The 13,858-nt window shown below is 53.1% G+C and carries 18 protein-coding genes; all 18 read left to right on the forward strand.

Annotated features, from left to right (window positions below):
• The first annotated feature begins 376 nt into the window (after positions 1 to 376).
• The 18 genes from I2H39_RS29700 (at position 377) to I2H39_RS25165 (ending at position 13,858) form a co-directional block, all read left to right on the forward strand.
• Complete coding sequence (locus tag I2H39_RS29700) at positions 377 to 547, forward strand: hypothetical protein (protein WP_227147476.1); 171 nt, start codon at positions 377 to 379, stop codon at positions 545 to 547.
• 35 nt (positions 548 to 582) lie between these two features.
• Positions 583 to 1,992, forward strand: a complete 1,410-nt coding sequence (rlmD, locus tag I2H39_RS25085; RefSeq protein WP_347708606.1) for a 23S rRNA (uracil(1939)-C(5))-methyltransferase RlmD — start codon at positions 583 to 585, stop codon at positions 1,990 to 1,992.
• Between the two features lie 302 nt (positions 1,993 to 2,294).
• Positions 2,295 to 3,008 (forward strand): hypothetical protein, encoded by a 714-nt coding sequence (locus I2H39_RS25090; protein ID WP_240305636.1) that lies wholly within the window; start codon positions 2,295 to 2,297, stop codon positions 3,006 to 3,008.
• Positions 3,008 to 3,523 carry a hypothetical protein gene (locus I2H39_RS25095; RefSeq protein ID WP_195627776.1) on the forward strand — a complete coding sequence of 172 codons (516 nt, stop codon included), beginning with the start codon at positions 3,008 to 3,010 and terminating at the stop codon, positions 3,521 to 3,523. Before I2H39_RS25090 ends, I2H39_RS25095 begins: the two co-directional genes overlap by 1 nt.
• A 15-nt stretch (positions 3,524 to 3,538) precedes the next feature.
• Positions 3,539 to 5,224, forward strand: coding sequence for an antirestriction protein ArdA (locus I2H39_RS25100; protein ID WP_227147459.1), 1,686 nt, complete (start codon positions 3,539 to 3,541; stop codon positions 5,222 to 5,224).
• A gap of 115 nt (positions 5,225 to 5,339) precedes the next feature.
• Positions 5,340 to 6,302, forward strand: coding sequence for a DNA adenine methylase (locus I2H39_RS25105; RefSeq protein WP_227147469.1), 963 nt, complete (start codon positions 5,340 to 5,342; stop codon positions 6,300 to 6,302).
• Between the two features lie 20 nt (positions 6,303 to 6,322).
• Positions 6,323 to 6,583, forward strand: coding sequence for a hypothetical protein (locus tag I2H39_RS25110; protein ID WP_195627778.1), 261 nt, complete (start codon positions 6,323 to 6,325; stop codon positions 6,581 to 6,583).
• Positions 6,576 to 6,851, forward strand: a complete 276-nt coding sequence (locus I2H39_RS25115) for an AbrB family transcriptional regulator (RefSeq protein ID WP_195627779.1) — start codon at positions 6,576 to 6,578, stop codon at positions 6,849 to 6,851. Before I2H39_RS25110 ends, I2H39_RS25115 begins: the two co-directional genes overlap by 8 nt.
• Positions 6,852 to 6,858: 7 nt before the next feature.
• On the forward strand, positions 6,859 to 7,431 hold the full coding sequence (locus tag I2H39_RS25120) for a hypothetical protein (protein ID WP_195627780.1): 573 nt from the start codon (positions 6,859 to 6,861) through the stop codon (positions 7,429 to 7,431).
• A gap of 31 nt (positions 7,432 to 7,462) precedes the next feature.
• The gene (locus I2H39_RS25125) at positions 7,463 to 7,669 is read left to right on the forward strand and encodes a hypothetical protein (protein ID WP_195627781.1); all 207 of its coding nucleotides are present in this window, start codon (positions 7,463 to 7,465) and stop codon (positions 7,667 to 7,669) included.
• An 84-nt stretch (positions 7,670 to 7,753) separates the two neighbouring features.
• Entirely contained in the window at positions 7,754 to 8,314 is a 561-nt protein-coding gene (locus I2H39_RS25130; protein ID WP_195627782.1) for a YodL domain-containing protein, read from the forward strand.
• Between the two features lie 94 nt (positions 8,315 to 8,408).
• Entirely contained in the window at positions 8,409 to 8,753 is a 345-nt protein-coding gene (locus I2H39_RS25135; protein ID WP_195627783.1) for a SpoVG family protein, read from the forward strand.
• A gap of 95 nt (positions 8,754 to 8,848) precedes the next feature.
• Positions 8,849 to 9,040 (forward strand): DUF6133 family protein, encoded by a 192-nt coding sequence (locus I2H39_RS25140; RefSeq protein WP_347708607.1) that lies wholly within the window; start codon positions 8,849 to 8,851, stop codon positions 9,038 to 9,040.
• Positions 9,030 to 9,521, forward strand: a complete 492-nt coding sequence (locus I2H39_RS25145; protein WP_195627785.1) for a prepilin peptidase — start codon at positions 9,030 to 9,032, stop codon at positions 9,519 to 9,521. Before I2H39_RS25140 ends, I2H39_RS25145 begins: the two co-directional genes overlap by 11 nt.
• A 160-nt stretch (positions 9,522 to 9,681) precedes the next feature.
• Entirely contained in the window at positions 9,682 to 10,515 is an 834-nt protein-coding gene (gene cpaB / locus I2H39_RS25150; protein ID WP_195627786.1) for a Flp pilus assembly protein CpaB, read from the forward strand.
• Between the two features lie 3 nt (positions 10,516 to 10,518).
• A complete protein-coding gene (locus tag I2H39_RS25155) occupies positions 10,519 to 11,331 on the forward strand; it encodes an AAA family ATPase (RefSeq protein ID WP_195627787.1) in 813 nt (270 codons plus the stop codon).
• A 203-nt stretch (positions 11,332 to 11,534) separates the two neighbouring features.
• Positions 11,535 to 12,932 (forward strand): ATPase, T2SS/T4P/T4SS family, encoded by a 1,398-nt coding sequence (locus I2H39_RS25160; RefSeq protein WP_347708608.1) that lies wholly within the window; start codon positions 11,535 to 11,537, stop codon positions 12,930 to 12,932.
• Positions 12,929 to 13,858: a hypothetical protein gene (locus I2H39_RS25165; protein ID WP_195627789.1), complete on the forward strand. Its 930-nt coding sequence runs from the start codon at positions 12,929 to 12,931 to the stop codon at positions 13,856 to 13,858. Before I2H39_RS25160 ends, I2H39_RS25165 begins: the two co-directional genes overlap by 4 nt.

The raw sequence follows: 13,858 nt of genomic DNA on the forward strand, positions 1-13,858 counted from the left end.
GAAAGTGGGATTTGACAGGCGGGTAGAGTGGCAGTGGGAGGAAGTCAGGGGAATAGGAAGGAAATTCGGATGGCAGGTGAACTGTGTCTGAATATGAATAGCAATCAGAATGAATTCAAACAGGGAAGTGTCAGATGGAGTTGGACTGGGGATTGTTGCAGGTATAGGAAATTAATGTGAATATTAGGAGACGGAAAAATGGATAGAGCGATGGATGGAAGAGTGAATAAAAAGAAAGATAAAAGTGCGGGTACAGGAATCAGGAACGGAGGAAGCGGGACTAAAGTTAAAGGAATGGACAGCAGACATAAGGTGAGGACCGGTGAGAGTAAGACTGGTATTGGCAAAAGCGGGAAGATAACAGGTAAAATACAGGATGGGGAGAGGGATAGGAATAGAAACAGAGGAAAAGAGGGGGAATGGAGTGGAGAACGGTTTGGAGATAATGCTTGGGAACGGAAGAGAGATGGGGGTGGAGTGCGGAAGGATAATGGGGGTGGAGTGCGGAAGGACAATAGGGCTGGAGTGCAGAAGGATAATAGTGTAGGAGTGCGGAAGGATAATGGAGCAGGCGTACGGAAGGTGAATAGAAGAGGAGCTCAGAAGGACAATAGGGCTGGTGAGCGGATTAAAGGTCAGTTTGTGAAGGATGAGGATGTTTTTGCAAAGCGGAATAGCCGGGAGAAAGGCAAGGAAGGCGGTTTATTAAGTGAACATAAAAGCGGTGATGGTTTGCCGTTACAAATAAAGCGGAACAGCAGGGCATTTGCTGGGGAAGCTGGGAGAGGGGATTATAAAAAGGGCGGCTCATATGCAGGGCGTAGTGCTAAAAAGGGTAAGAGTATCTGCCCTGTGATGAATCAGTGCGGGGGCTGCCAATTGTTGGATATGGAGTATGCAGAACAGCTTAAGTTTAAGCAGAAACAAGTGGAAGAGCTGCTAAAAGGGCTCTGTCCTGTAAAGCCTATCATAGGCATGAAAAATCCTTTCCATTATCGTAATAAAGTGCATGCTGTATTTGACAGGGACAAAAGAGGTAATATCATATCTGGCATATATGAAGAAAATACCCATCATGTAGTTCCCGTGGAAAAATGTCTTTTAGAGGACCAGAAGGCGGACGAGATTATCGGTACCATACGCGGAATGCTTAAATCATTTAAAATTAGGACGTATGACGAAGATACTGGTTTTGGACTTCTGAGGCATGTCCTAATCCGCCGGGGATTTTCCACAGGGGAAATCATGGTGGTTTTGGTTACTGCTTCTCCTGTGTTTCCGTCTAAGAATAACTTCGTTAAAGCTTTGCGGGAGAAACATCCGGAGATTACCACCATTGTCCAGAATATCAATGGCAGAGGGACCAGTATGGTTCTGGGAGATAAGGAGCATATACTGTATGGAAAGGGTTATATTGTGGATGAGCTGTGCGGATGCAGGTTCCGTATATCGTCAAAGTCGTTCTATCAGGTGAACTCGGTGCAGACTGAGGTTCTCTATGAAAAGGCGCTGTCTCTGGCCGGCCTGACCGGACAGGAACTGGTGGTGGATGCATACTGCGGTATTGGGACCATTGGCATCATTGCAAGCAAGACAGCAGGGAAAGTTATTGGAGTGGAGCTGAATCAGGATGCAGTTAGGGATGCGGTTAGTAATGCAAAGATGAACGGAATCGAAAATATTCGTTTTTATTGCAATGATGCCGGCCGTTTCCTGGTAAATATGGCTGAACAGGGTGAAAAGGCCGATGTAGTTATTATGGACCCTCCCAGAAGCGGAAGTACGGAGGAATTCATGGATGCAGTCGGAAGGCTTGGAGCTGGGAAGGTTGTGTATGTGTCGTGTAATCCGGAAACACTGGCCAGGGATGTGAGGTATATGAAGAAGCTGGGGTATCGGGCGGTGGAGGCTTGGCCGGTGGATATGTTTGGTGGGACGGTGCACGTTGAAGCAGTGATAATGATGACGTTTTGTGGTAGAAAGGAAAAATAGAGCGGTTATACCACAAGATGTTGTGGTTTTGGAGCAAAAAACAGGCGAAAAATGAGGCCAAAAACGGACGTTTTTGACCTCGTTTTTTTGCCCTTTCCACAGATGACATCGGGTATCTGGCAGATGAAACACGATATTTCAGGGGATGGACAGCGTCAGAACTGGCCATCCCCTTTTCCATATAGACGGCGCTTCTGAAAGCAGAACAGAACAAGGATGAGCGGTTACGTTTTTCGTTTTTACGAGAACATGACCGCTCTTTTTTCATTTCTGCAAGTAGGAGGATTGGCTGAAAAAACATAATGAAAGGACTGAGAACCATGAATGCAAGATTTATGAGCAACACCCCTTATGCAAATACGGAATTTGAGATGCAGAGGATTCCTGGTTTTACGCCCCGCAGGAGCGGGATAAGCATAAGCCGGATTTCCTATACCGCCCGTGACTGTGACTGTGACTGCGGCTGCTGTATCTATCAGGGCAGAAAAGGAAGCTGTCAAAACCCGTCCGGCTGCGTCTGCCTGCAGGAACGGCTTGCAGCGGGCTGTGTCCCCTTTTCCGCCCTGCTGGGCGTACTTACCGCAGAGGTGCGGGAACGCCCCTTTGTGAGCCGCGTGTCCCATCTGTCGGCCAGGCCGCGGGCAGTCTTCACTGACGGCGGGCACCGGAACCGTTTTGAGAAGTCCTGGCAGGAGCAGGGACAGATGCCGGACAGGAATGGCTGGTGTGCGGCGCTATACCTGTTAACTGCTGACACGTTTCTGTGGAGCAGATCCATTTCGTCGATTCAGCCGGATTTTATTGACTTTGGGACCATCCGCATCCACGGCGTCGATTTGGATGGCTATGTTTTGTTTCACACAGCAAAGGATCTATACAAGGGAACCAGTCATATCAGCCTGTCGGAGCTGACTGACCCGGAGCTGGTAAGCGATGAGGCATTCCGGCTGGTGGTGACGGCGTTCCTGATTTGCCGCTATGGTGTGGCTGTACTGGCCACAGAAAGGATGGACTAATGAGTGAGCATGAAAAACTGGTTTCCCTGCGGCTGTTCAGTCCGCTGGCTGCAAGCATTTATCCCCGCACCGAATGGGGAGATCTTTCATACTGTCCGGAGGATGTCAGCCCTTATGAGCTGTGCGCCCATGAGGATGAAATCCTGGGGATGCTCCAGAAAGAACGGCTGGAGGACGAAGGACAGCGGGGGCTTGCCGTCTATCTGGATGAGCCGCTGGAACGCAAAGTTTACAGCATGAACCCCACCGTGGAGGTCTGGCAGGACGAGCTGTGGGGTGTGCTGGAGGTGCAGACTTACGGGGAGCTTTCCGCCGATGAACTGCAGGCCCTTGTCTCTGAATGGGAGGGGCAATGCAGTGACGGCTGGGGCGAGGGCTTTGAGCAGCGTCCCATCAGGACGGAGGACGGCGAGCTTTACGTCAGCTTCTGGAATTCCGGCAGGGATTTTTCCATACAGACAGAGCAGGAACTGAAAGATTCCCAGTCCCAGGGTTTCAGACTGGGGATGCGGTAGAGGGGAGGAAACAGGATGGAACAGGGACAAAAGCCACGCTCATTTTTTCGGCTGTTCACTCCCTTAGAGGGGGAACTGTACGAAAAAGATGAGAATGGGGTAAGAAAAGAGGACAGTAGATTTCTCACTTCCTACGAAACGGCAGAGTATGCAAGCCTTGTCCAGAGGGAAATTGAGAGGATGAACCGGGAGCATATGGGTTCCGGCGGGTTGGCGGAATTTCTGGAGGAGGAAGGCTTAAAGGCACGGGTAATCCGTATGCTCCCTACGGCGGAAGCATATGGCGGGCGTTTGTGGGGCGTTCTGGAGGTGCAGACAGACGGCCCGCTGTCCTCAGAAGAAATGAGAGCGGTGCGGAGGGAATGGAGCAGACAGGCAAAGGACGGATGGGGAAGGTCTTTTGCGAAGCAGGCCATTGCCGTCAATGGGGGAGAACTGTATGTTTCCTTTTATAATGATGGCCCTGATGCGGCGATGCTGATGGAACAGGAGCTAAAAAGCTGCCGCCCCATGGAGGTCTGCATCACGGCACAAAAATACAGGCGCAGATCCGGATATCAGCCCGCATTGCTGCGCTTGCCGGCCGGCAGATATGAGCTGTCGGATGCCCTGCAGCGGGCTCTGGCGCAGGAAGGCGATGAATATAACGTGCAGATGTCCAGAGGCTGTCCGGGATTCCTTAAAAATGCGCTGTCGGATGCGGCGCCGTTTACCCTTCAGGAATTAAACCTGCTGGCAGAAAAAGTGTGCCGGATGAATGACAGCCAGTGGGGCATTTATGAGGGCATTTTGAAACTGAGGCAGGATGGGGATATCGACCATCCCATGACCATGAAGGAGCTGATCAATGCGGCTTACAGGCTGGAACATTTTGCGTTTTATCTAGGCGTGGTCAATGACCGCGTTCTGGGAGAACTCTGCATCGAGAATGAAATGCTGGACTGGCTGGAAGGTCTGCCGGATGAAGTCATGGAGCTTTTGGATGAGGAAAAGATTGGCTCTGCCCTCCGGCGCAGCGAGCAGGGGACGTTTATATCGAGGGGATATGTATCCCGCAGTACCCCGGACGGGTCGGAGCTTTACGATGGCATCCATCCGCCGGAACAGATGGATGCCCATGACGGAGTGATTTCCCTGCGGCTAGAGGCCGCCGACAGCGATGAGGGGCAGAATACCGGCGTGTGGCTGGAGCTGCCGGCCGATGAAGCGGCTATGAGGGAGGCGCTGTATTCCCTGAAAGAAACAACCTTTGATGACTGCAGAATTGCCGAGACAAAGAGCATGGTTCCTGCGCTGCGCTATCCGTTTGCCGGGGATGAGGACATGGAAAAGCTGAACACACTGGCGTGGAGGATTAAAAAATTCTCCGATGACAGGACACTGATGAAGTATAAGGCCGTGCTGGAGTTGGAACTGTGCAATGAGCTGGATATGGCGCTGGACATTGCGGGGAACCTGGACTGCTATGACTTCGACCCAAAGATTGTCTCTCCGGAAGACTATGCGGAATATGTGCTGCGGGAAGCGGGGCTGGATACAGACGACCCGGCGTTTTTCAATTTCGATTTTAGCGGTTATGGGAAACGGCAGCTTGAGGGAAGCGCTTTTGTGTCCACCGCCTATGGCATGATTGCCCGGAACGACCGGTCGTTCCGGCAGGAATACACCGCCATACCCCGGCAGGGCATGACAATGCAGTAAAACAGAGAAAGGAAAATGCGAGGGCAGTATTTGACGCGACAAAGGAAGGATATCTGTTGGCGGATGTGTTTGCCATGCGTTAAGCGGACGGCGGTGCGAATGGAGGTGATGTGATATCAATAGTTTTATTAGCTGGGTGGGCGGCAAGAAAGCCCTCCGCAAGCTGATCTATACCATGTTCCCGGCAAAGTTTGACCGTTACATCGAGGTGTTCGGAGGCGGAGGCTGGGTGCTGTTTGGCAAGCAGCCCGACCAGAAATGCATGGAGGTCTATAACGACTACAATTCCAACCTGGCCAACCTGTTCTACTGCGTGAAGAACCGGACGGGAGCTTTTTTGCGGGAGCTGGGATTCCTGCCCCTGAACAGCCGGGATGAGTTTACGGTGCTTCGGGATTTTATCGACAAGCAGGTATTTGATACCCGGTTTCTGGATGAGGAACTGGAGCTGGCGGAACACCTCCTTGCTCAACCGGAGTTTGAGGAACTGAAGGCCATCCTGCTCGAAAATGCCGAGGTGACGGACGTAAAGCGGGCGGCGGCATTTTTCAAGCTGATCCGTTACAGCTACGGGAGTGGCTGTACCTCCTATGGCTGCCAGCCCTTTGATGTGCGGAAATGCTTTGCCGCCATCTGGCAGGCGTCCCGCAGGCTGGCGGATACGGTGGTGGAAAATAAAGATTTTGAGGCGTTGATCCGGCAGTACGACCGGGACAGCGCCTTTTTCTATTGCGACCCGCCTTATTACGAAACCGAAGGCCACTATGCGGTGGTGTTCCGCAGGGAGGATCACGCAAGGCTCCGGGACGCGCTGGCCCAGAGCAGGGGGAAATGGATGGTCAGCTACAACGACTGTGAATTTATCCGGGAACTGTACGCCGGGTACACCATTACCGCCGTTACCCGCATCAATAACCTGGCGCAGCGGTATGAGGGCGGCTGCGAGTTCCCGGAGGTCATCATTACCAACTATGATCCGGGCGAGCTGGAGAGGACAAAGCCCCAGCAGCTCCACCTGTTCGCATTGTGCGGCGAGAATGAAGATGAGGATATCCACTATGAAGTTTCAGGGGCGTAAAGCCCGGAAAGAGAGGAAACATGGAACAGGCAGAAAAGAAAAAATATGAGGATGGGGTGGAGCTGGGCGTCCTTTCCATCCCCAATGTGATGCTGGAAGCGGCGGGCATCCCGCCGGACAGTGACCTGACGGTGGAAACCCTGCCAGGTGTGCTGCTGATTGGGGCGGAGCAGCCCCTGCAGCGGGCAAACCAGCCGCTGTTTGATTTGCTGGAGGCGCTGGGGATTGAACCGGAGGAAGTGATGTCTGCGTTAGAGAAGGGAGGATATTTCGATGAATAAACCCATTTACAAGTTGGTGGACGGTAAGGGCCGTGTGCTGATCCCCAAGGCGCTGCGGGATGCGGCGAAGATGGAATACGGCGATATTGTGCGGCTTGGCCTTGCGGATGGAAAAGTGACGGTACGCAAGGTGGATATCGTGGAGGCGGGCGACCAGTCCCCGGAGGCGGTGGAGGCCTATGTGCGGGCGGCATTCAAATCCATGCCGGACACTACCAGGCTGGAGCTGATCGGCGAACTGAGCGCCCTGCTCCAGAGGAAGGAGTGACAATACCATGAAAACTTTTTCTGCACAGGACTGTGATCAGACCGGCTTTGCTTTTTCACTGAAAGGAAAGGTTGTCGTCCTGTCCCAAACCGTGCTGCCCGAAGATCATCCGGGGCAGCTTTTCTTTTGCACGGGCGGGAATGGGGCGAATGCCAATCCCATGGGCCGTTCTGTGTTTCTGGTGTCCTTATCCACCGGGGAGCCATGCCGGTTTTTCCGCAGTGATGTGGTAGGGACGCTGAGGCCGGGGCTTTTGCCCGATGACGCCAGGCTCCAGCTCTCCCAGATCCGCCCTTCCGGGGCGCTGGATCTTTCCACCCACGAACCCCAGTATTCCGGCTACAGTTTTTTGGAGGATGGCCGGTATGCGGCGGGGGTCTGGCTGTGTAGCCCGCAGGAGGTCAGGGACTATGTGGAGATGCAGAAGCCTTACCAGCATAGGGTGCTGATCTGCGACCGGGATGATTTTGCTGTGATGGAGGTCATAAACGGGCAGATGATTTATCCAGACAAACAGGCGCTGGAGGAATTGAAAAGCGGGCAGGAATTGGACGGGGCGGAGGGAATGAAGATGACATAAGTCTGACAGTACAAAAACCAGAAGGAGAAATATGAAGCATTATGAAAGGGTTGACTCGGCTCTAAGGCAGGCTGAAAAGACAATCAGGATGGCGCTGGAGGCCACCTGCGATTCAGAGGCAGAAAAGGCTGCCTTAAAAGAATCCTTAGAGCTGATAAAGCAGGCGAGAAAAGCATGCCAGATGGCACAAAAAGAATCCATACAGTCATTTTTTACACAAGGGATGAACATGCAGTAGAGAGTACTAACCAACTATGCGGGATACGGGGCGGCTGCCAGCCCCGCCTGCATCCATAACCTTGACGGGAAGGGGTGAAATCCCATGAAACCAATCTATATCGAAAACGGCATCATTGTTTACTACGGCAGCCGGGTGGGCCGTGTGGCAGATGGCTGTGCCGTGGCAGACCCCATGTTTCAGGGGGCGGAGCTGAACGATTTTCTTACAAAGCAGCGGGGCATCCGGGAGGTCAGATGGAAAGAGGGGATGTTCGACCGGCTGATGAGTGGTTCCGGAAATATCCGTGAGGTGCAGGCATTGAAAGACTGCCGTGTCTGGCAGCTTAAACCGGAGGTGGATATCCGCATGAAATTCATCAGCTACGATGAGCTGTGCCGGGACTTCGGACCGCCTGACCCAGCCAATTACCAGAAGGTGTTTGACGGCGCGGTGGAAACCAACGATTTAGAGGCGCTCTACACCAAATTCAACCTCGACCATCCGGCCAGCTATACCGGACACTCCCTCTCCATGAGCGATGTGCTGGAGCTGTACGATGAAACCGGCAGCACCTTTCACTACGTTGACCGTTTTGGCTTTAAGCAGGTGTCGTTTGAGCAGCCCGGCCAGCAGATGGCGCACACCCAGACCATGCAGCTCTAAGCAGACGGGATTCACGGTCTGCTTTTTATGCTGAATAGACACAGAAAGGACGCTTTTCCAATGAAAAAGCAGAACAAAAGGAGGAACCAATACCATGCCAACACTGGATATCCGAATCACTTCCATGTACCCGCCCGGACAACAGGGCGGGACAAGGGCCTATGCCTCGGCAACCATCGACGGATGCTTTGCCGTCCGGGGAATCAAAATTGTCGAGGGCGGTAGGGACGGCCTGTTTGTTTCTATGCCCAGCCGCAAAACACAGGATGGTTACAAGGAGGTCTGCTTCCCTGTGACCGCAGAGTTCCGGGAGCAGCTCCACAGCGCTGTGCTGGATGCCTATCAGCAGGCAATCACGATGGCGCAGGCAACGCCCGCCCCGCAGGCTGCACAGGAACAGGCAGCACCCGCACCCGGTCAGCAGATGGCCGGAATGTAACTGTCCACCCCACGATCAAAATCTAAAATTTAAGGAGGAAAATCAAAATGAAGAAGATCAAGAATCAGGTCATGAAATTCCGTACTGCTGTCACAATGAAAGCCTTGCAGGCAAAGGGCAAGCTGATGGAAACCTCCGGCGAGGGCTACGTTGACACGGCTGTGAAAATATTGATAGCTGTGGTGCTGGGGGCGCTGTTGCTGGCGGGTCTTTATGCATTATTCAACGAGCAAGTCATGCCCACCCTTACCCGTCGTATTCAGGAAATGTTCAACTATGCCGGTTAATCCGGCAGTCCTGGTAAGTGAGGCGGCTGCGGCATTCACTCCCATGCTTCTGCCAGTGCAGGCGGCGCTGCTGTTCTCCCTGATGTTGGCGGTTTCCCTTTGGGATATCCGCTGCCGGGAGATTCCTGACGGGCTGCAGGCTGCCATTGGGGCGCTGATATTTCTGCGCTTTTCCCCTGCAAACCTGCTGGGTATTCTGGCGGCGATGCCTTATCTGGTGGTGGCGCTGTTTTGCAGGCGGGGCGGCATCGGAGGCGGGGATATTAAGCTGGCGGCGGCCACAGGCATGGTGCTGGGACTGCCGGCCAGCCTGATGGCCTCCCTGCTGGGGCTTGCCGTTTTTGTGGTTTATGGCACGGTCTGTTCCTGTATCAGACGGCTCTGCGGACAGGGGGAGCGCATCCCCCTGCCGGTAGGGCCGTTCCTTGCGGCTGGTACACTGGCCGCCTATTGTATGAAGATTGGAGGATTTATCCTATGAAAAAGAAATTCATCATTACCCTCTGCACCGCTGTTCCCGTGGCCGTTCTGGCTGCCTTTTTCTGCCGTCGCCGCAAGAAGTATCCGGCGCAGTAACCAATCCGGGCGGGCTTTGATTTGGGGTCTGCCCCTCACTTTGAAAATAAGGAGGACAATCGTTTATGAGTTTTCTGAAAAATAGAACTGTCATCGGGGTAATCTGTATCATCCTGTCCCTTGTGATCTGCTTTGCCGTTACGCCGCTGTTTAACCAGAGCATCAGCGAAAAGGCGGAAATTGTCCGTGTGGTCAAGGCAGTCAAAACCGGTGAGGAAATCACCGCTGATAAGGTGAAAACCGTAGAGGTGGGCGGCTACAACTTGCCGGAGGATGTGGTAAAGAGCCTGGATACTGTCGTGGGCAGGTTTGCCTCCGCAGACCTCGTCCCCGGCGATTACATCATCGCATCCAAAATCGCGGACGAACCTGCCGCCGAAAATGCCTATCTGTACAGTCTGACAGGGGAAAAACAGGCGATTTCCGTTTCGGTGAAAGCCTTTGCCAACGGTCTTTCCGGTAAGCTGCAGAGCGGGGATATCGTTTCAGTCATTGCACCGGACTATAAAAAGCAGGGCGCAACGGTCATTCCTGCCGAGCTGCAGTATGTAGAGGTCATCGCTGTTACAGCCACCAGTGGCTATGATGCCAATACCGGAGAACAGGACGAGGACAGTGAAAAGGAGCTTCCCGGAACCGTTACACTTTTGGTTACTCCAGAGCAGAGCAAAGTCCTTGCGGAGCTGGAAGCAGACGGCAAGCTGCACCTCTCCCTTGCCTATCGCGGCGATGCAGCGAACAGCGTGAAATTCATTGAAGCGCAGGAAGCCGTGCTGACAGAGCTGTATCCGCCTGTTGAGGAAGAAACAACTCAGACTGAACCGGAAGCACAGCCGGAAACTACGGAAACGGAGGCGTCTGACCCTGCTGAACCTACTGCAGAAAGTGAGGTGGAATAAGCCTTGAATTTTCTGAAAAACAGTATTTTCCATCGAAACGCAGGGGAAGATGTGCAGGAGCAGGAACCGGAAAATGATAATCAGGTGTTGGCGGTCTGGGGCAGCCCCGGCTCCGGGAAAACGGTGACGGCGGTTAAGCTGGCGGTGCGCCTTGCCATGCAAAAGCGAGATGTGGCTCTTCTGCTGTGTGACATGAACACCCCCATGCTTCCCTGCATCTGTCCACCGGGGGAACTGGAGGAAGAACATTCCCTTGGCAGTGTTCTTGCAGCCAGCCATGTGTCGGAATCCCTTGTGCGCCATAACTGTATCACGCATAAAAAATTCCGACACCTGACCATTCTTGGAATGCGGAAGGGTGAGAACGAGTACACCTATCCGGTTTATGAGCGCCAGCAGGCCGAGGAACTGCTGAACTGTCTGCGCAGCATTGCGCCCTATATCATCATTGATTGCAGCAGCCATATTGCAAACGATATTCTTTCCGCCATTGCACTGATGGAATCGGATGCGGTGCTGCGGCTGGTGAACTGTGACCTGAAAAGCATCAGCTACCTGTCCAGTCAGCTTCCGTTGCTGAAAGAAAATCAATGGGATGCGGAAAAGCAGTACAAGGTAGCCAGCAATGTGCGTCCCAATGAAGCCAGCGACCATATTGAGCAGGTGCTGGGCAGTGTGACCTTTCAGCTTCCCCATTCAGAGGAAGTGGCGGCGCAGGTTCTGGAGGGAAATCTCATGAAGGAATTGAGCCTGAAAGACAGCCGTGGCTATCGTAAAACGCTGGAATCCATCACAAAGGAGGTGTTCGGATGTTAGGAGAAAAGCGCAGCAAATCCGCATTCTATGGGGATTCTGTGGATGCTGTTCCGGAAGAAATCCCTGTGCCGGAACAGAAAAAAGCAGAGTCCGCAGCGGAAAAGTTTACTGATTTGCAATTCGGCCCGAACTATCCTTCCCCGGATAGATGGCAGCCACCGGAGCCGGAAGAAGCTGTTTTGTTGTCGGAATCGGAACCAGCCATGCAGGAATCCCACGCACCGGCAAGGGCGAAAGCCCTCCGAACCCATGACCTGTTCTTTGCTGCCGGAGATACTCATCGTGATTTCACCTCGGTACTGCGGGAGGTGCAGGCGTACCTTTCCAAAGAGTACAGTAATCTGGTCACCGGGGATGGCAGCGAAGAAGTCAAAGCACAGATTCGCCGCTATGCAGGGAAATACATTCAGGATCACCGCATCGCTGTGGAGGGCATGTCCACCGATGAGCTGATTGGCGGCATTTATTCTGAGATGGCTGAGTTCGGCTTTCTCACCAAGTATATCTACGGCGAGGGCATTGAAGAAATTGATGTCAACGCATGGGATGATGTGGAGGTGCAGTATTCGGGCGGCGTTACCAAAAAGCTGACTGAACACTTTGACAGCCCGGAACACGCCATCAATGTGGTGCGCCGAATGCTTCATGTCTCCGGTATGGTACTGGATGATGCCAGTCCAAGCGTGCTTGGCCATTTAAGTAAGAACATCCGCATTGCGGTGTTGAAATCACCCATCGTGGATGAAGATGTGGGTGTGGCGGCGTCCATCCGAATCGTCAATCCCCAGAGCATGAAAAAAGAGGACTTTGTGAACGGCGGTACTGCCACCGGCGAAATGCTGGATTTTCTTTCGGAGTGCATTCGCTATGGTATATCCGTGTGCGTGGCAGGCGCGACCAGCTCCGGTAAAACCACTCTGCTGGGGTGGCTCTTAACCACAATTCCGGACAGTAAGCGCATTTACACCATCGAAAACGGTTCCCGTGAGCTGGCTTTGGTGCGCAGACGGGATGGTCAGGTGGTCAATTCGGTCATCCATACTCTGACACGCGATAGCGAGCATGAGCGCCAGCGGGTGGATCAGATTGCGCTGCTGGATATGGCGCTGCGTTTTAATCCGGATGTGATTGTAGTCGGTGAGATGCGCGGCCCGGAAGCCAATGCAGCACAGGAGGCAGCCAGAACCGGTGTGGCAGTGGTGACCACCATCCACTCCATGAGCTGCGATGCAACATACCGCCGTATGGTTTCTCTCTGCAAACGAGCTATTGATATGAGCGATGAAACACTGATGGGATTTGTGACCGAAGCGTACCCAATCGTGGCTTTCTGTAAACAGCTTGAGAACAAAGACCGCCGTTTGATGGAAATCATGGAATGTGAGATTCTGCCAGACGGCACAAGAAAGTTCCGTCCGCTGTTTCAGTATCAGATTTCGGAAAACCGCATTGAAAACGGCAAATTCATCATCACCGGCGAACATCGGCAGGTCAGCCCCATCTCGGACAGCCTCGCCCGCCGCCTGATGGAAAACGGAATGCCGCAGGATCTGTTGAAAAAACTCTGCGCGCCGCAGGGAAAGGAGGAAAAAACTGCATGACTGTAATACAACTGTTAGCCTGCGCCGGATTGATTGTCGGCGCATTTCTGCTGCTCGGACTGAAGCCGGTGGAATTTACGGACAACCTGTTCGCATTTCTGCTTCGTCCCAAGGGCAGCATTCGAGAAGATATCAAGTCCTCCACCGGGCGAAAAAAGGTTGGCCCGCTGCGCAGAGAAATCCGGGAAGCGCAGGATGTGCTGGAAATGACCGGACGCAGCAGCCGCTTTTCTTTGGTGTGTGCGGCGTCCCTTGCCATGTTTTGCATGGGCGGTTCCATCGCTATTTTACTGGGCAACTTTTTCATGGCTCCGGTACTGGCGGTAGGTTTTATGTTCCTGCCGTTCTGGTATGTGAAGCTGACGGCAAACCACTATAAGCGTGATATCGCTTCCGAGCTGGAAACAGCTCTGTCTGTTGTGACAACCGCCTACCTGCGTACCGAAGATATTGTGACAGCAGTGGAGGAAAACATCGCCTATCTGAATCCGCCCGTTTCCAAGGTGTTCAAGGACTTTTTGATGCAGATCAAGCTGGTGAATCCTGATGTGGAAGCTGCCATCAAAGCAATGCGCAGCCGGATCGACAATGAGGTGTTCCGCGAATGGTGCGATGCCATCTGCGACTGTCAGCACGACCGAAGCCTGAAAACCACCCTGACACCCATTGTGGCAAAGCTCTCCGATATGCGTAATGTGAACGCAGAGCTGGAATATATGATTGCCGAGCCGCGCAAGGAATTCCTCATCATGGTTATCTTTGTCATCGGCAATATCCCGCTGATGTATCTGCTGAATAAGGACTGGTATCATGTGTTGATGCACACGCCGTTGGGACAGGTGATTCTGGCCATCACAGCGGCGGTCATCTTTGTGTCAGCGGGCTTTGTCGTTAAGCTGACTCGTCCCATTGAGTACAGGAGGTGA

The organism is Clostridium sp. 1001283B150225_161107_B6 (assembly GCF_015556325.1).
Taxonomy (GTDB): Bacteria; Bacillota; Clostridia; order Lachnospirales; family Lachnospiraceae; genus Enterocloster.